Genomic DNA, 17,003 nt, shown 5'->3' on the forward strand with positions numbered 1-17,003 from the left:
GATCCGCGGGGCCTGTTCCGCCCGGCTCAGGGGGTGCCCGCCCTGGCCCGTTCGTACGCGAGTCCCAGCGCGCCCTGGGCCAGGAGCACCGCGCCGGCCGCCGCCCAGCCGCCGCTGCGACGGCGGGCGCCCCACAGCAGGAGCGGGAGCCCCGCCGCGAGCTGGACGGCGGCGACGGCCCGGGCGCGGGGGCCGCGTACCCACGGGCCGATCCGGCTGCTCTCGACCGCGTCCAGCTCTACGCGTACGGCATCGCGCCAGCCGGCCCACTCGACGCGCTCCACCCCGCGCTGCACCGCCGCGACGCTGCGCAGCCGGTCGGCGCTCTCGCCCGGTGAGAGTCCGGCGGGCAGGGCGAGCCCCGTACGGGTGAGGACGGCGAGCAGTCCGCGCAGCCTGGCTTCCGCGCCCGCCTCCGGGTCGGGGCGGGTGAGTCCTTCCAGCGCCTGCACGTCCAGCACCGGGTCGAGGCCGAGGCGGACCGCGAAGGTGCGCATGGCCTCGTCCTCGCCCACCGGGGTGCCGTCGGTCAGCCAGATGTAGCCCACGGGCCTGCGGAATCCGGCGGCGAGGGTGTATCCGGCCCGGTCGGCGTCCCACCACAGGGCGAGCACCGGCCAGGTGGAGCCGACGGCGAGCGCGGTGGCCCAGCCGCCCAGGACCCGGTCCACCGGCTCGGCGTCCTGCTCCGCGCCCCCGTTCCGCCAGGGCTTCCCCTCCGGGACGAGCACGCTCCACTCCTCGCCCGCGCGGGCCAGCAGCATCTGCTCGCGCAGCAGGTGGGCGAGCGGCCGTACGGTCTCGGGGTCGGCCCGGCACAGCAGGAGGGCCCCGGTGGATGTCGCGTTCATGGCTCACACGCTAGGGCAATTTGTCAGGGTTCGGAGGCCTTGGTACCGCTCGACGACCCTCGCCCGGCCTTGACTTCACCGATCCGCGATATATCGTGTTCCGTACGAGACGCGATATGTTGCGTCGTCACGCGTTCCGGGAGGTCACATCCATGCCTGTGTCGACATGGACCATCACCGAGCCGCGGAAGCTCGCCTTCGACGATCCGGTGGCGGCGCTCCATGTGCGCATCGTCGACGGCACGGTCAACGTGGTCGGGACCGACGAGCCGGAAGCCCGGCTGGAGATCTCCGCGGTCGAGGGCCCGCCGCTGATCGTGACCCAGGAGGACGGCCGGCTGACCGTGGCCTACGAGGATCTGCCCTGGCAGGACTTTCTGCGCTGGTTCGACCCCAAGGGCCGCCGTCGCAGCGCCGTCGTCACGCTCGTCGTACCGGCCGCCTCCTCGGTCGAGGTCGGCGTGATCGGCGCCGGGGCCGTCGTCTCCGGGATCAGCGGCCGCACCGAGGTCCGCGGCATCACCGGCGACTCCACGCTCGTCGGACTGACCGGCGCGGTGCGCGGCGAGTCCGTGTCGGGCAGCCTGGAGGCCCAGAGCGTCACGGGGGACCTGCGCTTCCACTCGGTGTCCGGTGATCTGACGGTGGTCGACGGGGCGGGGACATCGGTCCGGGCCGAGTCGGTCAGCGGCGACATGGTGCTGGACGTCGACCCGTCCGGGAAGCCCACCGACATCCGGCTGACCACGGTGTCCGGTGAGATCGCGATCCGGCTGCCGCACCCGGCCGACGCCCGGGTCGAGGCGAACACCGCGAGCGGGGCCGTCTCCAACGCCTTCGAGGACCTGCGGGTGGGCGGCCAGTGGGGCGCGAAGAAGATCACCGGCACGCTGGGCGCCGGGACCGGGACCCTGCGGGCGACGACCGTCTCCGGTTCGATCGCCCTGCTGCGCAGGCCGCCCGCCGAGGACGACGCCCACACCGCCGAGCCGACCGGAAAGGTTCTCTGACATGGCTCCCGTTTTCGCCCACGGCCGTCTGCGGCTGTATCTCCTCAAGCTCCTGGACGAGGCCCCGCGTCACGGCTACGAGGTCATCCGGCTGCTGGAGGAGCGCTTCCAGGGCCTGTACGCCCCGTCCGCCGGCACGGTCTACCCCCGGCTGGCCAAGCTGGAGGCCGAGGGCCTGGTCACCCATGCCACCGAGGGCGGCCGCAAGGTCTACTCGATCACCGACGCCGGCCGCGAGGAGCTGGCGGGCCGCAGCGGTGAACTGGCCGATCTGGAGCTGGAGATCCGCGACTCGGTCTCCGAGCTGGCCGCCGAGATACGCGACGACGTACGGGGCGCGGCGGGCCGGCTCCGCAGCGACATGCGGGCGGCCGCCTCGGAGTCCCGGCACGGTACGGGCACGGGGGCCGAGAGCCGCAAGGGCCGGAGCAAGGGCGACCAGCCCTCCCCCTTCGGCGACTTCGGTGACTTCGGCAGTCTGGGCGACCTCGGCGACACCGAGGCGTGGCACACGGCGAAGGAGGAGCTGCGCCGGGCCAAGCAGGAGTGGAAGGAGCAGGCCCGCCGGGCGAAGGACGAGTCCCGGCGCGCCCGCGAGGACGCCCAGCAGGCCCGCCGTCAGGCCAAGGAGGCCCAGGAGAAGGCGCGCGAGCAGATGCAGACCGCCGCCCGCCAGGTGCAGGAGCACTTCGCGCGGGGCGACTGGCCCACCGGTGTACGGGAAGGACTCGCGGAGATCACCGGCCAGCTCGGCGGCTTCGCGCGGTCCGGCGCCTGGCCCCCGTTCGGCAAACCCGGGCCGGAGACCGCCCCGCCCGTCCAGGACCCGGCTCCCGGTGCGGACTGGGGGCAGGACGCACCGACGACCGGCGACCCGGTGCGCGATCTGGACCGCCTGCTGGACCGTTTCCGCGACGGCATCCGGGACGCGGCCCGCGACCACGGGGTGACGGAGACCCAGCTCGCGGAGGCCCGCCGCCACCTGGGCGCGGCGACGGCACGGATCGAGGCGCTGCTGACGGCGGAGAGCGAGGGCGGCGGGAAGGCCTGAGAGGCCCGGCCGTCCTGGCTGCAGGCTCGACGCCACCCCGCCCTCCCCTCACCCGGCCTTGGCGTGCCCCTGGCCCCCGTCGCGTCCGTCACCGCTGTCCGCGTCGGGGCCGTACAGCGCACGCTGCACGGCCGCGTAGGTCGCACCGTGCTCGGCGAGGACGTCGGCGACGACTCCGGGCTTCGCGGTGAGGGCCAGGAGCAGGTGTTCCTCGCCGATGAACCGGTCGCCGCGGCCGAGGGCCACCCGTAGCGAGTTCTCCAGCACGGTCTTCGCGCCCGGGGTGAACGCGCGGTGCCCGGACCACCACCGGCGGCTGCGGCGGTCGGCGTCCAGGGCCCCCTCGCCGTGGACTCCCTCGACCTGGGACACGATCGCGCCGACGTCGATCCCGATGCCGGCGAGGGCGTCGGTGTCGGCCATGGTGAGCCCGCCACGGCGGCGGGCCTCGGCGAAGGAGGCCTCCAGGGAGACCCGGCGGTCGTGGAGGCCGAGGGCGGTGACGGCGAACGCGGCCCGGCCGCCCTCCTGTTCCAGCAGCGCGAGCAGCAGATGTTCCTCGGTGACCGAGTCGGCCCCGGTGCGCTCGGCCTGGCCCACGGCGCCCTTCACGGTCGCGCGGGCCCCTCGGGTGAATCGCTCGAACATCAACGCCTCCCGTACTTCTTGTGCACGGCCTGCCGACTGACGCCCAGCTCGGCGGCGATCTCCTGCCAGGACCAGCCCTGCAGGCGGGCACTTCTGACTTGTACGGCTTCGAGCTGTTCCAGCAGCCGCCGCAGCGCGGCCACCGCCCGCAGTCCGACGCGCGGGTCGCGGTCACCGGCACGTGCGGCCAGATCCGTTGCTTCGGTCATGATGTCAACCTACATTGACATGACCCTCTCGTCAACGAAAGTTGACATCATCGTCGGCCAGGCGTGCGTGCCGCTCGACGTCGTAGCGGACATCGCCGTACCGCAGCTTGGCCCGGTCGATGCCCTCGGGTGCGAATCCGGACCGGAGGGCGACCCGACAGGAGGCCGGGTTGTCGGTGCGATGACCCAGCTCCAGCCGGTACAGCCCGAGCTCGTCGAAGGCCCAGCGCGCCAGCGCCCGCACTCCGGCCACGGCGACGCCCCGGCCGCGCGCCGACTCGGTGGTCCAGTAGGAGACCCAGCCGGTTTCATGCGTCCGGTTGACGACATCGAGCGCCACACAGCCCAGCGCCTCGTCCTCCTCCCCCACGACGGCCCAGGAGTAGCCGGTGCGCGCCCCCCGTTCGCGTGTACGTTCCGCGATCCAGGCCAGCGCCCCGGACCGGTCGTCCACGGGCCGGTCCGTCTGGCGGTCCATCTCCGCCGGGGCGAAGGCGCGGAGCACCGCCGAGGCGTCGTCGGGCAGCCAGGGGCGCAGCAGAAACCCTTCAGGGGTGGTCAGTTCGTCCATACGGGCCAGCTTCCCGCACGGTCACCACCACCTCCGCCCCGGGCCGCGCCACGACGACCGGCCGTCCACCGCGCGAGGGAGCGCCAAGGACGTGTGCCGGGCCCGTGAGGGTGACCCGCCACCCCTGGGACGAGGGCGGCAGCGACAGCTCCGTCACCCCGGGGCGGGCGGCCGCACGGTAGGCGAGGCGGTAGGTGCGGGCGCCGGGGTCGTACACCTGGGAACGGACGGTTCCCGCGACGGCCGGGGCGTACGGGGTGGCCGTCTGCTCCTTGTTCGTACGGAAGCGGCCGCGTTCGTCGACCGCGCAGTAGCCGCCGCCGTAGCACCAGACGTACCCCGCCCAGCCGGAGCTGTAGCGGTTCAGGGAGGCGACGGCCTCACGGTAGAAGCGGCCCATGTGGGGGAGGGCGTTGTTCAGCGGCCCCCACTCCCCCACGACCACGGGCATCCCGTACCGGGCCGGGTAGGCGGTGACGGCGTCCTCGTAGGCCTCGATCCAGCCCGCGTCCGGGTCGTAGTCGGCTCCCGCCTCCATGGCGGTGTTGTAGAAGTGCGGGGCGTAGACGGTCCGCCGGTCCTGGATGCGCCCGAGGCCCGTGGGCACACCCTCGCCGACGATGGGGGTGGGCTCGACGAAGATCCAGGTGTCGCGGTCCTTGGCCCGGACGGCGCGGGCCAGCCGGTTGTACATCGGCGTGAGGTGCTCGGCCTCGATCCGGCGCGCGGCGGTGGGCAGGTCCTCGCCCGCACGCAGCTCCCCCATCGGCTCGTTGATCAGGTCGTAGCCGATGACGGCCGGGTGGTCGCGGAAGCGGGCCGCGAGGACCTGCCACATGGCGGCCTGAGCGCGCTGGAGGTCGGGGTCCTCGTAGAGGTGGGTGAAGGCCCGCTGCACGGCCGGTTCGAAGTACTCGGAGAACCAGTCGTCGGGGTTCGGCGTGAACGGCAGCCCGTCGGTCCTGGTGGCCCATTCCGGGATGCCCCGGTGCCCGAACGCGGGCCCGAAGACGTCCTGGTGGGCGTCGATGAGGACATGGACACGGTGCTTGCGGGCCCAGTCCAGGATGCGTTCGACGCGCCGGAGGTAGCGCTCGCTGTACTGACCGCGCCGGGGCTCCAGATCGTCCCAGAAGACCAGCAGCCGGGCGAAGTTGAAGCCGTTGGCGCGCAGGTCGCGGAAGTGGCGTTCGGTGATGGCCGTGAGGGCGTCCTCGCCGCGGTTGGCCTTGTCCTCGACGTTCCAGCCGCGGAGGGTCAGGGTGCGGCCCCGGTCGTCGGTGAGCGGCGGGATGACGCGTTCGTACGAGGAGGGGGACGAGGAACCGGGTGCGGGGCGCGCCGATGCGGCGGGGGCGAGGACCCCGGCCGCGAGCACGGACGCGACGACAACTGCCATGAGTGCTCTGCCCATTCGCATGGGCAGAGCACATCAGTAAAGCTGAGCATCCCTCAAGTATCTGTCACCGACGAGTTTCCGGCGGACCCAGGGCCTTTCGTTTGGATCAGGCCGGATCAGGGAGCGGGGGCCGGTGCGTACAGCTGCAAGGCGGAGGAGGGAGTCACTGCGGAGCATCGGCGACTGACGACAACGCCGCAGATGTGCGTACCGGCCCCCGCGAGCCCGGCATGATCCAAACGAAAGGCCCTAGGAGGTCGGCGTGAACACGATCTTCCCGAAGAGGTCTCCCGACTCCAGCCGTTGGAACCCCTCGCGGGCCCGGTCCAGCGGCAGCACCTCGTCGATGACCGGGCGTACCCCGGTGGTCGCGCAGAACGCGAGCAGGTCCTCCAGCTCGTCCTTGGACCCCATGGTGGACCCGACGACCTTCAGCTCCAGGAAGAAGATCCGGGTCAGCTCGGCGTGCGTGGGCCGGTCGCCGCTGGTGGCCCCGGAGATGACGAGGGTGCCGCCGGGGCGCAGCGACTTCACGGAGTGGGACCAGGTGGCGGCGCCGACGGTCTCGATGACGGCGTCCACCCGCTGCGGCAGCCGGGCGCCGGGCTCGTACGCCTCCAGCGCGCCGAGTTCGACGGCCCGCTCGCGCTTGGCCTTGTCCCGGCTGGTGGCGAAGACCCGCAGCCCGGCGGCCTTCCCGAGGACGATCGCGGCGGTGGCGACCCCGCCGCCGGCGCCCTGGACGAGCACGGAATCGCCGGGCCGCACGCCGGCGTTGGTGAACAGCATCCGGTACGCGGTGAGCCAGGCGGTCGGCAGACAGGCGGCCTCCTCGAAGCTGAGCTCCTTCGGCTTGGGCAGCACGTTCCAGGTGGGGACGGTGACCTGCTCGGCGAAGGTGCCCTGGTAGCGCTCGGTGAGGATGGAGCGCGGCTCCTCGGGCCCGACACCGTGCCCGGACTGCCCGATGACGGAGTGCAGGACGACCTCGTTGCCGTCCTGGTCGACGCCGGCCGCGTCGCAGCCGAGGATCATCGGCAGCCGGTCCGGCGACAGGCCGACACCGCGCAGGGACCAGAGGTCGTGGTGGTTGAGGGAGGCGGCCCGAACGGTGACGGTGGACCACCCGGGACGCGCCTCGGGGGCGGGACGGTCGCCCAGCTCCAGCCCGTCGAGCGGCTGGTCGGGGTCGATGCGGGCTGCGTAGGCGGCGAACATGGCTCGACGATAGGCGGGGCGAGCCGACCACGTAACCGCCTACGCGTGTGACGCACGCCAACAAATCAAGCCCCTGCGGCGGTTGAGGAGCGGGGTCCGGGGCAGCGCCCCGGGGCTCTGCCCCCAGCCCCCCCGCTCATCAATCGCCGGAGGGGCTGAAACGCACGGGCGGGGCCCGTACCAGTACAGGCCCCGCCCATTCACGCACCGCTCGGCAACAGCCTCAGCGCCGAGCCACGCCCTCCGCCCGAGCCGCAGCGGCAACCGCCGCCGTGACCGCCGGAGCGACCCGCTCGTCGAACGGCGACGGGATCACGTAGTCCGCCGCCAGCTCGTCGCCGACCACGTCGGCCAGCGCGTTCGCCGCCGCGATCTTCATGCCCTCCGTGATCCGGGAGGCCCGGACCTGAAGCGCACCCGCGAAGATGCCCGGGAAGGCCAGCACGTTGTTGATCTGGTTCGGGAAGTCCGACCGCCCGGTCGCCACGACGGCCGCGTACTTGTGCGCGACCTCCGGGTGGACCTCCGGGTTCGGGTTGGCCATCGCGAAGACGTACGCGCCGGGTGCCATCGAGGCCACCGCCGCCTCCGGGACCGTACCGCCGGAGACGCCGATGAAGACGTCCGCACCGGCGAGCGCCTGCTCCAGCGAACCGGAGAGCCCGGCCCGGTTGGTGAGTTCGGCCAGCTCGCGCTTGACCTCGGTGAGGTCGTCGCGGTCGCGGCTGACGATGCCCTTGCGGTCGGCCACCGCGATGTCGCCGATCCCCGCCTCCAGCAGGAACTTGGCGATGGCCACGCCCGCCGCGCCCGCACCGGAGATCACGCCTCGCAGATCACCGAGCGTCCGCCCGGAGAGCTTCGCGGCGTTGCGCAGGGCGGCGAGGGTGACGACGGCGGTGCCGTGCTGGTCGTCGTGGAAGACCGGGATGTCCAGCCGCTCCTGGAGCTTGCGCTCGATCTCGAAGCAGCGGGGCGCCGAGATGTCCTCCAGGTTCACGCCGCCGAAGGACGGGGCGAGCCGGACGACGGTGTCGACGATCTCGTCGGCGTCAGTGGTCGCGAGCGCGATCGGCACCGCGTCGACGCCGCCGAACTGCTTGAAGAGGATGGCCTTGCCCTCCATGACGGGGAGGGACGCCTCGGGCCCGATGTCGCCGAGGCCGAGCACGGCGGTGCCGTCCGTCACGACGGCCACGACCTGGGACTTCCAGGTGTAGTCGTGGACGAGCTCGGGGTTGTCGGCGATGGCGCTGCACACTTTCGCCACACCGGGCGTGTACGCCAGGGAAAGGTCGTCCTTGTCCCGGATCGGGACGGTGGCCTGCACGGCCATCTTCCCGCCCCGGTGGAGGGCGAAGGCCGGATCGAAGGGCTCGTCGGCCCCGGTGTCCGCTGCGCTCGTGCGCTGGATGCCGCTGTCGGTGGTGCTGTCGCTGCGAGGATTGACGATCTCCGCTGCCATGGTGTTGACCCCTTAAGTCTTCATCGTTTGAGGGTGGCCACTCCTGGTTGAGGAGGGGTGGGCGGGCACCGCGTACGTGCCCCGCACCGAGCGGTTGGCCCGCCCTGGCAGGGAGAGGTACATACGCGCGGGCGCGCCGCACACGCGCCCTGAGCCCCGGATGAGGGGTGTAAACGTCTTTCTTACCGGACGAACGGTGTTACGGACGAGTCCATATCGACGCGGTGACGTGACTCATAGTCGAATATCTGGACAAGTCGGCAAACCGGTATAAATGCCGCCCACTGGTCGAGACGCGCCGAAGATTCTCCGGCGAGGGGAATGAATCCCCAGAGAAGGTCCGGTCCTGGCGTACCGGCCGTTGATGTTCGGGGGTCGCCCGTTATCCGATTTTGACATGGCGGGACCCCTGAATGGGCCAGTCCGAATGGCAGGATGCCGTTCACACGAGGTGGCGACACTCGAAGGTGCGCGCCAAGCCGCCCCACCAGCACCTCACCCTCACCCTCACCTGCCGGAGGATCCCGACATGACCGCAAGCACCACGCGTCGTACGACCGCCAGGGCCCGGATCGCGGCGGTCGGCGCCATCGCGGTCGCCGGCACGCTGCTCCTCACCGCCTGTGGCGACCAGACCGACAAGGGCTCGAAGGAGTCCGGCTCCCCGAAGGCGTCGGACAGCGCGCCGCTCGCCGACCTGCTGCCGCAGGCCATCAAGGACAAGGGCGTCATCAAGGTCGGTTCCGACATCGCGTACCCGCCGGTGGAGTTCAAGGACGAGTCCGGCAAAATCATAGGTATCGACCCCGACCTCGGCGCCGCACTCGGCAAGCAGCTCGGCGTCACCTTCGAGTTCCAGAACGGAACGTTCGACACCCTCATCACGGGGCTCCGCTCGAAGCGCTACGACCTGGCGATGTCAGCGATGACCGACACCAAGGACCGCCAGGAAGGCATCGACTCCGAGACGAAGAAGAAGGTCGGCGAGGGCGTCGACTTCATCGACTACTTCACCGCCGGCGTCTCGATCTACACCAAGAAGGGCGACGACCAGGGCATCAAGGCCTGGTCCGACCTCTGCGGCAAGAAGATCGCCGTCCAGCGTGGCACCGTCTCCCACGACCTCGCCAAGGCCGAGAGCACGAAGTGCGGAAGCAAGGGCAAGATCACCATTGAGCAGTTCGACAACGACCTGGAGGCTCAGACCCGGCTCCGCGCCGGAGGCGCGGACGCCGGTTCGTCCGACTTCCCGGTAGCCGCGTACGCGGTGAAGACCTCGGGCGGCGGCAAGGACTTCCAGATCGTGGGTGAGCAGGTCGAGGCGGCCCCGTACGGCATCGCCGTCGCCAAGGGCAACCCCGAGCTCCGGGACGCGGTGAAGGCGGCGCTCGACGCGATCATCAAGAACGGCGAGTACGACAAGATCATCGCCAAGTGGGGCGTCGAGGCCGGCGCGGTCACCGAAGCCAAGATCAACGGCGGATCGTGACCGGATTTCGGCGGTGAGAGGCAACACCTGTGACTGACATCAAGAAGACGGGTCCCACCGACACGCCACCTACCCCGGCGGCCGGACCCGAGGCGATCACGGCCATCCCGGTCCGCCACTACGGGCGCTACGTGTCGGCGGTCATCGCCATCGGCCTGCTGGCATCCATCGTTTACGCCTTCTCCCAGGGCCAGATCAACTGGGGTGCCGTACCGGACTACTTCTTCGACGACCGGATCATCCGGGGCGTGGGCCAGACCCTGCTGCTGACCGTCCTCTCGATGGCCATCGGCATCATCGGCGGCGTCCTGCTCGCGGTGATGCGCCTGTCGAAGAACCCGGTGACCTCGTCGATCGCATGGTCGTACATCTGGTTCTTCCGGGGCACGCCGGTCCTGGTCCAGCTCTTCGTCTGGTTCAACCTGGGCCTGGTCTTCGAGTACATCAACCTCGGGCCGGTCTACAAGGACGAGTGGTCGTCCTTCATGACGCCGCTGCTGACCGCTCTGCTGGGACTCGGCCTCAACGAGGCCGCGTACATGGCGGAGATCTGCCGCGCCGGCCTGCTCTCGGTCGACGAGGGCCAGACCGAGGCGTCACACGCGCTGGGCATGAGCCACAGCAAGACGCTGCGCCGGGTGGTCATCCCGCAGGCGATGCGGGTGATCGTGCCGCCGACGGGCAATGAGGTCATCAACATGCTCAAGACGACCTCGCTGGTGGCCGCCGTGCAGTTCACCGAGCTGTTCCGGTATGCCCAGGACATCGGCCAGAACTCGGGCGCCCCCGTGGAGATGTACTTCCTCGCCGCGGCCTGGTACCTGATCATGACCTCGGTGCTGAGTGTGGGCCAGTACTACCTCGAGCGCCACTACGCCCGCGGTTCCAGCCGGAGCCTGCCGCAGACACCGATCCAGAAGATCAGGGCCAACATGCTGTCCCTGGGCCGCCCCAAGGGAGGCATGGCATGACGACGACCCCCATGGTGAAGGCCGAGGGCGTCCACAAGTCCTTCGGCGCCGCTCACATCCTCAAGGGCATCGACCTGGAGGTGGCCCCGCGTGAGGTGTTCTGCCTGATCGGCCCGTCCGGCTCCGGCAAGTCCACCTTCCTTCGGTGCATCAACCACCTGGAGCAGATCAACGCCGGCCGGCTCTCGGTCGACGGCGAGCTGGTCGGCTACCGGCAGAAGGGCGACAAGCTCTACGAGCTGAAGGACAGCGAGGTCGCCCTCCAGCGCCGCGAGATCGGCATGGTCTTCCAGCGCTTCAACCTCTTCCCGCACATGACGGCGCTTGAGAACGTCATGGAGGCGCCGGTCCAGGTCAAGGGCGAGTCCAAGGCGGTGGCACGGGCCCGTGCCGAGACGCTGCTGGACCGGGTCGGCCTCGGCGACAAGGCGAAGAACTATCCCTCCCAGCTCTCCGGCGGCCAGCAGCAGCGCGTGGCCATCGCCCGCGCGCTGGCCATGGAGCCGAAGCTGATGCTCTTCGACGAGCCGACCTCGGCCCTCGACCCGGAGCTGGTCGGCGACGTCCTGGACGTCATGCGCGGACTGGCCGAGGACGGCATGACGATGATCGTCGTCACCCACGAGATGGGCTTCGCCCGCGAGGTGGGCGACGCGCTGGTCTTCATGGACGACGGTGTGGTGGTCGAGTCCGGCCACCCGCGCGACGTCCTGACCAACCCGCAGCACGACCGCACCAAGTCGTTCCTGTCCAAGGTTCTGTAGGGCGCCCGATGCGCCCCGAGCCGGCTGGCTCGGGGCGCATTTCTGCTTACCGGCCGGAAGTCCAAGCAGTCATCGGATCGGATGTGCCTTCGTCCGCCCCATTGGCCCCGTCGCGGATGACCGTCCAGAAGAGGAGAGTGCGCCCTTCGGCGAGGTTGTAGTCGCACTTGGTGGGCGGGTTATTGGCGCCATTCGCATCATGGCATTCGCCCGAGCGCCCATAGTCTGTGGTCCACTTCAGTACGGCGCGCTTACCATCCACGCGCATGTCCTGAACCGTGAAGTCGTCGCCTGTCGAATAGAAACACCCCAGTGCGACGGCGTAGGGAGGCCCACAGAACTTGGTCGTCGCAGCATGGGACGGCGTACCGGCAGCGAGGACCGCGGCTACCGAAGCAGCCGCCGTCATCGAAGCAGTAACCGCTTTACGCATCGACATAAATCTCCAGAAATTGGGTTCATCGAGTGTGCCGCACCGTGCGCGGAGATAGGGCATCCACCACTGCGGCACCCTTCACGCGTATCACGCGAAGCGGGGTGCGGTGCGTCACGTTGCCACATCATGCGCCATTGATCCACCCCTATATGTTCCCAGCGGCAGGAAAATACCGGGAGGAACCGTCCCGGAATATTGAAATTCCCTGAAGGTCACACAACGGGCCAATAAAGATTGACGGCGCGGGCGATTCCGCGCCGTCATGTCGCGTCCGTCTACTTCACGGCGAGCACCATCGTGTCCGAAGGCGAGGCCCACACCGCACGGGCCTCACCGAAGCCGGAGGCGATGAGCGTGCGGGCGTGCCAGTCGGCGGAGGGCATGTCGCCGTCCGCGTGCTCGCCGTAGATCGCGAACCGCTCGGCGGTGGGCGCGGCGAGGACCGGGTCCTTCGCGGCGACGGCCCACCAGGCGGCCCAGTCCAGCGCCCCGGCGGCCTTGGCCCGCTCCATCGCGGCGTGCCGGTGGGCGCGCTCGGCGGCGTTGATCCGCGGCGTGCCGGAATCGATCATGCGGTCGGCGTTCATGAACACCCCGCCGTCCCGGACGAGCCCGCCGATCTGCCCGTAGAGGACCGCCAGCGGCTCGCTGTGCAACCAGTGCAGGGCGGTGGCGGTGAGGACGGCGTCGTACGAGGTGTGGGGCAGCCGCTCGGTCCAGTGCGGGTCCTTGAGGTCGGCGGTGACGAAGGAGACCCGGTCGTCGCCGTCGAAGGTGCCGCGGGCGATGGCCAGCAGCGCGGGGTCGAGGTCGACGCCGGTGCTCGTGGCGTTCGGGAACCGCTTGAGGAGCCGGTCCGTAATACTTCCCGTACCGCACGCGAGGTCCAGCACCCGCGGTTCCGGTCCGACGACCGCCTCGACCATGTCCAGCATCACCCGGAACCGCTCCTCGCGGTCGGGCATGTACCACTCCTGCTGCCGGTCCCAGCTCTCCTGCCAGGACTGCCAGTCGGTGCCTGTAGCCGTCTCCGTCACGCCAACCTCCACGTAATACCCATACCCGAATACCAACCATTACACTGGCTGATGCCCCGACTCTAGACCGACACCGTAAGGACTACAAGTGGAACTGGCCTATTACTCGGACTACGCCGTGCGCCTGGTCAACACCGAGGAGCCGGCCCGCAACAAGGACGCCCTCACCTCGGTCGAGGCGGTCCGGGAGCTGTTCGGCGCCAATCAGCAGGCGGCACGGCGGACGACGGACGCGGACGTGACCCGGTTCCGTTCCGTACGGGCGCGGCTGCGCGCGGTCTTCGAGGCGGCCGACGACGGCGAGGAGACGCTCGCGGTCGACCTGCTGAACTCGCTGCTGCTGGAGTTCCCGGTGAGCCCGCAGATCTCGGGGCACGAGGTGCGGGACGAGGACGGCCGGCCGGACTGGCACATGCACCTGGCGGACCATCCGTCGAACGCGACCGCCGGTTACGCGGCCATCGCGGCGATGGGCCTGGCATTCCACCTCACCGGGCACGGCGTGGACCGGCTCGGCCTCTGCGAGGCGGCCCCCTGCCGCAACGCCTACCTGGACACGTCCACCAACCGCTCCAGGCGCTACTGCTCGGACCGCTGTGCGACCCGGGCGAACGTGGCCGCCTACCGGGCCCGCAAGCGCGAGGAGGCCGACCGCACCGGCCGCAGCGCGGAGACCGCCCAGCCCAGCACCGCCGTCACCGACCGCTGACCCTTCGCCAGGGGCCGGTAGCGGGCCCGCACCCGGGCCAGCACCAACTCCTCCGGCACGGCCCCGTAATCCGTGCTGTCCCCGCCCGCGAAGGTGTTGTCGCCCCGCACCCACCAGCCGCCGGGCCGCCGCTCGGTGGCCCGCTTCACCACCAGCAGGTCCTGTTGGAAGGGGTGACGCAGGATCACCACGTCACCGGGGCGCACGGGCGCTCCGTACTGCACGAGCAGCAGGTCGCCGTGGTAGAGCGTGGGCACCATCGAGGGGCCCGTCACCTCCACGACCTGCAACGGACGCCGCGTCACCCGCCTGCCTCCGGACACCTGTCGCCGCTCCGGCATCTCCGACACCTCCCGCTTCCTCCTCCACCACATCGTCAGTACATCGCCCCGGGTACGGCTCCGTACATTCGGCCGACGGCCCGATTCCCACCCCGGACTTTTGACCTAAGCCCCTGGGGCAGCCACGGAAAGCGGCACTCCACGGAGTAATGTCCCACCTGAGAAGACGATCACGAGGAGGACAGCTCCATGCTTTCCCGCCTGTTTGCCCCCAAGGTGAAGGTCAGCGCCCACTGCGACCTGCCCTGCGGCGTGTACGACCCGGCCCAGGCCCGCATCGAGGCCGAGTCGGTCAAGGCCGTCCAGGAGAAGTACCAGGCCAACGAGGACGCGGACTTCCGCACCCGCGCCATCCTGATCAAGGAGCAGCGCGCCGAGCTCGCGAAGCACCACGTGTCGGTGCTCTGGAGCGACTACTTCAAGCCCCCGCACTTCGAGAAGTACCCGGAGCTGCACCAGCTGATCAACGACACCCTGAAGGCGCTCTCCGCGGCCAAGGGCTCGAACGACCCGAAGACGGGCCAGAAGGCCCTGGACCTCATCGCCGAGGTCGACCGGATCTTCTGGGAGACCAAGAAGGCCTGATCCTGGTGGAACCGGCCGGCCCGGCCCTCAGTGGCCGGTGAAGCCGCCCATCGGACCGCACCCGGTCCGCCGGTCGCCGACTTCGGTGGCTCGGCGGGCCGGGTGCGGTGTTTTCCGACGGGAGCGCCCGCGTCCGCAGTGTGATCAAGGCAGTCACGTGGCCGAGGGTCAACTGTGCCAGCTCCTTGCTGAACACAGAGGTTCATCGCTCGCCGGAGTCAGCGATGATGCCCCAACTCGGCGGACGAATTCTCGTCAAAGTGACATGATGGAAACTTCACTGAAGCGAGGGAGCTGAACTCATGCAGTGGACCGTCCATGGTGAGCGGCAGATCTACAACAACCCATGGGTGAATCTCTGGCTCGTGGACGTCCAGCAGCCTGACGGCCGGCGGTGGGAACACCACGTGGTCCGGATGCGGCACCTGGCCGTAGCGGCCGTGGTCGACGACCAGAAGCGCGTGCTGATGATGTGGCGGCACCGGTTCATCACCGATACCTGGGGCTGGGAGCTTCCGATGGGCCTCATTGAGGCCGACGAGACCCCGGAACAGGCGGCTGCCCGCGAGGTCGAGGAGGAGACCGGCTGGCGGGTGAAGGGCGTCAAGCCGCTCGTGTACGCGCAACCGGCGAACGGCATCACGGATTCCGAGCACTTCGTCTTTCGTGCCGAGACCGCCTCGTACGCGGGCCCACCGACCGAGTTGAACGAGTCCGACCGAATCGAGTGGGTTCCGATCTCAGAGATCCGAGGCATGATCGACCGCCGCGAAGTCGTCAGCAGTGGCAGCCTGGTCGGGCTGCTGTACCTGCTGCTGGACGAGGTGACCGGCAGCTCGTAAGGGGTCAGAGCAGGGCCTCCCGCATGCGTTGCTCGAAGGCGAGGACGGGGGCTTCGCGTGCGTAGGGCAGCATTCGGCGGTGAAGTTCCTGGACGTGGCTGCTCACTCGTGGCGAGTCAATGGCTGCGGCGAGGTCGAGGGCGAGGCTGGCGCTGGTGCATGCCTCGTCGAGTTTGCCCAGCTGGAGCTGGGCGCTGGCCAGCCAGTAAGCGTGGAAGGCCCGGCCTCGCTGTTGGTCGGCATTTTCTCGACGCAAGCCCTCAGTGATGAGGGGTTCGGCGCGGGCTGGTTCGCCGAGGCGCGCGTAGGCGATGCCGGTGTCGACGAGGAGTTTCGTCTCGTCGAAGTACTGGACCCAGTCAGGCGCCTCGACTTCGTGTCCGCGTGAGCGTTCGTACTGGTCACGGGAGCGATCCACGGCCTGGTGGCAAGCCTGGGCGTCTCGAAGGGCGGCATGGGCGAACGCTTCACGCAAGTGCAACATCGACATGACGAGCGGCTGTTCGCCAACGGCGCGGGCCGCATCCTGGGCACGGCATGCAAGGGCCACGGCATCGTTCGGGTTGCCGTCGTAGGTGGCCAGAAGGCTCATGCAGGACAGCACATTGGCCATGAAGAGGCTGTCGCCTTGCGTGTGGGAGAGCTTGAGCGCCTGGGTGAAGTAGGTGCGAGCGGTGCTGTACTGACGGGCGTCGAAGTAGGCCCAGCCGGAAAGCCGTGCCAGCTCGGCCGCAACCCCTTGGAGGTCATGCCGTAAGCCACCCTCGGCAGAGTCGAGGAGGCGGCCGACATAGCGCAGGTGCCCCACGACGGCCGGCCGCAGGGTCGCACCGCCGTGTGCGTTGTCTCGCCGCCAGTAGTCCTGGACCGAGGAGCGCAGGGCTGTGAGGGTGGAGCGGGTGGCACGGCCGTCGACCAGAGCGAGAAGGTCGTCCAATTCCTCTGCCGGTTCGGTGTGCTGAGGTTCGCCCGGTACAGCAGAAGAGGGCTCGGGCGGCCTCTCCTCGGTGCGAGCTGGGGCAGGGATCTCCCAAGGTCGGTGGGCCAGGCCGAGCATCGCACCGGGGATGCGCAGGCCGTCGGCGACGCGCTCGATCACATCGATGTGCGCCAAGCCGCGCCGCCCCGCCATGATCTCGCCGACTCTGCTCGGCGTCATGCCGCACAGCGCGGCGATCCGCGACGGGTAGATCCCGGCCTTGACTTTGACCAGCCGAAAGATGCGGGCGAAGTCCCGAGCACGACAGGCTTCCTGCCATGCCGCGCTGGCCAGCAGGTCGGCCGCCAGGGCCCGGTGGGCCTGAGAGCGTGCCACTCATCCCCCTCACTCGCCCGTTCGGACGGACTGACATGGGACCGACTGCTGATGAGATTACCCACGTTGGGTAATCACTGTGACCTGATTCT

At 69.8% G+C, this 17,003-nt stretch carries 19 protein-coding genes; 8 read left to right on the plus strand and 11 right to left on the minus strand.

Annotated features, from left to right (window positions below; genetic code table 11):
• Window positions 1-26: 26 nt before the first annotated feature.
• A complete protein-coding gene (locus AC0VY3_RS28005) occupies window positions 27-851 on the minus strand; it encodes a hypothetical protein (RefSeq protein WP_475550881.1) in 825 nt (274 codons plus the stop codon).
• 152 nt (window positions 852-1,003) lie between these two features.
• Between AC0VY3_RS28005 and AC0VY3_RS28010 the strand changes: the two genes are divergently transcribed.
• The gene (locus AC0VY3_RS28010) at window positions 1,004-1,861 is read left to right on the plus strand and encodes a DUF4097 family beta strand repeat-containing protein (protein ID WP_181011065.1); all 858 of its coding nucleotides are present in this window, start codon (window positions 1,004-1,006) and stop codon (window positions 1,859-1,861) included.
• 1 nt (window position 1,862) lies between these two features.
• Window positions 1,863-2,912: a PadR family transcriptional regulator gene (locus tag AC0VY3_RS28015; RefSeq protein ID WP_475550882.1), complete on the plus strand. Its 1,050-nt coding sequence runs from the start codon at window positions 1,863-1,865 to the stop codon at window positions 2,910-2,912.
• 48 nt (window positions 2,913-2,960) lie between these two features.
• On the opposite strand, the gene AC0VY3_RS28020 is transcribed toward AC0VY3_RS28015, so the two are convergent.
• The 6 genes from AC0VY3_RS28020 to AC0VY3_RS28045 form a co-directional block, all read right to left on the minus strand.
• Window positions 2,961-3,560 (minus strand): Clp protease N-terminal domain-containing protein, encoded by a 600-nt coding sequence (locus AC0VY3_RS28020; RefSeq protein ID WP_475550883.1) that lies wholly within the window; start codon window positions 3,558-3,560, stop codon window positions 2,961-2,963.
• Entirely contained in the window at window positions 3,560-3,769 is a 210-nt protein-coding gene (locus AC0VY3_RS28025) for a sigma factor-like helix-turn-helix DNA-binding protein (protein ID WP_450228866.1), read from the minus strand. The genes AC0VY3_RS28020 and AC0VY3_RS28025 overlap by 1 nt, the downstream gene beginning before the upstream one ends.
• Window positions 3,770-3,800: 31 nt before the next feature.
• Entirely contained in the window at window positions 3,801-4,340 is a 540-nt protein-coding gene (locus AC0VY3_RS28030; RefSeq protein ID WP_475550884.1) for a GNAT family N-acetyltransferase, read from the minus strand.
• Window positions 4,318-5,739: a cellulase family glycosylhydrolase gene (locus AC0VY3_RS28035; protein WP_475550885.1), complete on the minus strand. Its 1,422-nt coding sequence runs from the start codon at window positions 5,737-5,739 to the stop codon at window positions 4,318-4,320. The genes AC0VY3_RS28030 and AC0VY3_RS28035 overlap by 23 nt, the downstream gene beginning before the upstream one ends.
• A gap of 249 nt (window positions 5,740-5,988) precedes the next feature.
• Entirely contained in the window at window positions 5,989-6,957 is a 969-nt protein-coding gene (locus AC0VY3_RS28040) for a zinc-binding dehydrogenase (protein WP_103511870.1), read from the minus strand.
• Window positions 6,958-7,180: 223 nt separating this feature from the next.
• Complete coding sequence (locus AC0VY3_RS28045) at window positions 7,181-8,422, minus strand: NAD(P)-dependent malic enzyme (RefSeq protein WP_098025096.1); 1,242 nt, start codon at window positions 8,420-8,422, stop codon at window positions 7,181-7,183.
• Between the two features lie 529 nt (window positions 8,423-8,951).
• Here AC0VY3_RS28045 and AC0VY3_RS28050 point away from each other — a divergent pair.
• Genes AC0VY3_RS28050 through AC0VY3_RS28060 form a run of 3 tightly spaced genes read left to right on the plus strand, consistent with a single transcriptional unit; the run spans window position 8,952 to window position 11,646 of the window.
• Complete coding sequence (locus AC0VY3_RS28050; protein WP_103511869.1) at window positions 8,952-9,911, plus strand: ABC transporter substrate-binding protein; 960 nt, start codon at window positions 8,952-8,954, stop codon at window positions 9,909-9,911.
• A 29-nt stretch (window positions 9,912-9,940) separates the two neighbouring features.
• Complete coding sequence (locus AC0VY3_RS28055) at window positions 9,941-10,882, plus strand: amino acid ABC transporter permease (RefSeq protein ID WP_103511868.1); 942 nt, start codon at window positions 9,941-9,943, stop codon at window positions 10,880-10,882.
• The gene (locus tag AC0VY3_RS28060) at window positions 10,879-11,646 is read left to right on the plus strand and encodes an amino acid ABC transporter ATP-binding protein (RefSeq protein ID WP_103511867.1); all 768 of its coding nucleotides are present in this window, start codon (window positions 10,879-10,881) and stop codon (window positions 11,644-11,646) included. The genes AC0VY3_RS28055 and AC0VY3_RS28060 overlap by 4 nt, the downstream gene beginning before the upstream one ends.
• Window positions 11,647-11,692: 46 nt before the next feature.
• Here AC0VY3_RS28060 and AC0VY3_RS28065 read toward each other — a convergent pair whose 3' ends face one another.
• Window positions 11,693-12,085, minus strand: coding sequence for a hypothetical protein (locus AC0VY3_RS28065; protein ID WP_146065948.1), 393 nt, complete (start codon window positions 12,083-12,085; stop codon window positions 11,693-11,695).
• Between the two features lie 272 nt (window positions 12,086-12,357).
• Window positions 12,358-13,119 (minus strand): class I SAM-dependent methyltransferase, encoded by a 762-nt coding sequence (locus tag AC0VY3_RS28070; RefSeq protein ID WP_103511866.1) that lies wholly within the window; start codon window positions 13,117-13,119, stop codon window positions 12,358-12,360.
• Window positions 13,120-13,207: 88 nt separating this feature from the next.
• Here AC0VY3_RS28070 and AC0VY3_RS28075 point away from each other — a divergent pair, with 88 nt between their 5' ends.
• A complete protein-coding gene (locus tag AC0VY3_RS28075; RefSeq protein WP_103511865.1) occupies window positions 13,208-13,828 on the plus strand; it encodes a CGNR zinc finger domain-containing protein in 621 nt (206 codons plus the stop codon).
• On the opposite strand, the gene sodX is transcribed toward AC0VY3_RS28075, so the two are convergent.
• A complete protein-coding gene (gene sodX, locus AC0VY3_RS28080; protein WP_242741818.1) occupies window positions 13,741-14,169 on the minus strand; it encodes a nickel-type superoxide dismutase maturation protease in 429 nt (142 codons plus the stop codon). The two genes, AC0VY3_RS28075 and sodX, sit on opposite strands and share 88 nt — an antisense overlap.
• 189 nt (window positions 14,170-14,358) lie before the next feature.
• On the opposite strand from sodX, the gene sodN reads away from it, so the two are divergent.
• Window positions 14,359-14,754, plus strand: a complete 396-nt coding sequence (gene sodN / locus AC0VY3_RS28085; protein ID WP_015611295.1) for a superoxide dismutase, Ni — start codon at window positions 14,359-14,361, stop codon at window positions 14,752-14,754.
• A gap of 302 nt (window positions 14,755-15,056) precedes the next feature.
• A complete protein-coding gene (locus AC0VY3_RS28090) occupies window positions 15,057-15,596 on the plus strand; it encodes an NUDIX hydrolase (RefSeq protein WP_103511863.1) in 540 nt (179 codons plus the stop codon).
• 4 nt (window positions 15,597-15,600) lie between these two features.
• On the opposite strand, the gene AC0VY3_RS28095 is transcribed toward AC0VY3_RS28090, so the two are convergent.
• Window positions 15,601-16,911: an NsdA family TPR-like regulatory protein gene (locus AC0VY3_RS28095; RefSeq protein WP_181011063.1), complete on the minus strand. Its 1,311-nt coding sequence runs from the start codon at window positions 16,909-16,911 to the stop codon at window positions 15,601-15,603.
• Window positions 16,912-17,003 lie beyond the last annotated feature (92 nt).

It is taken from the genome of Streptomyces sp. iso_384 (assembly GCF_056172905.1).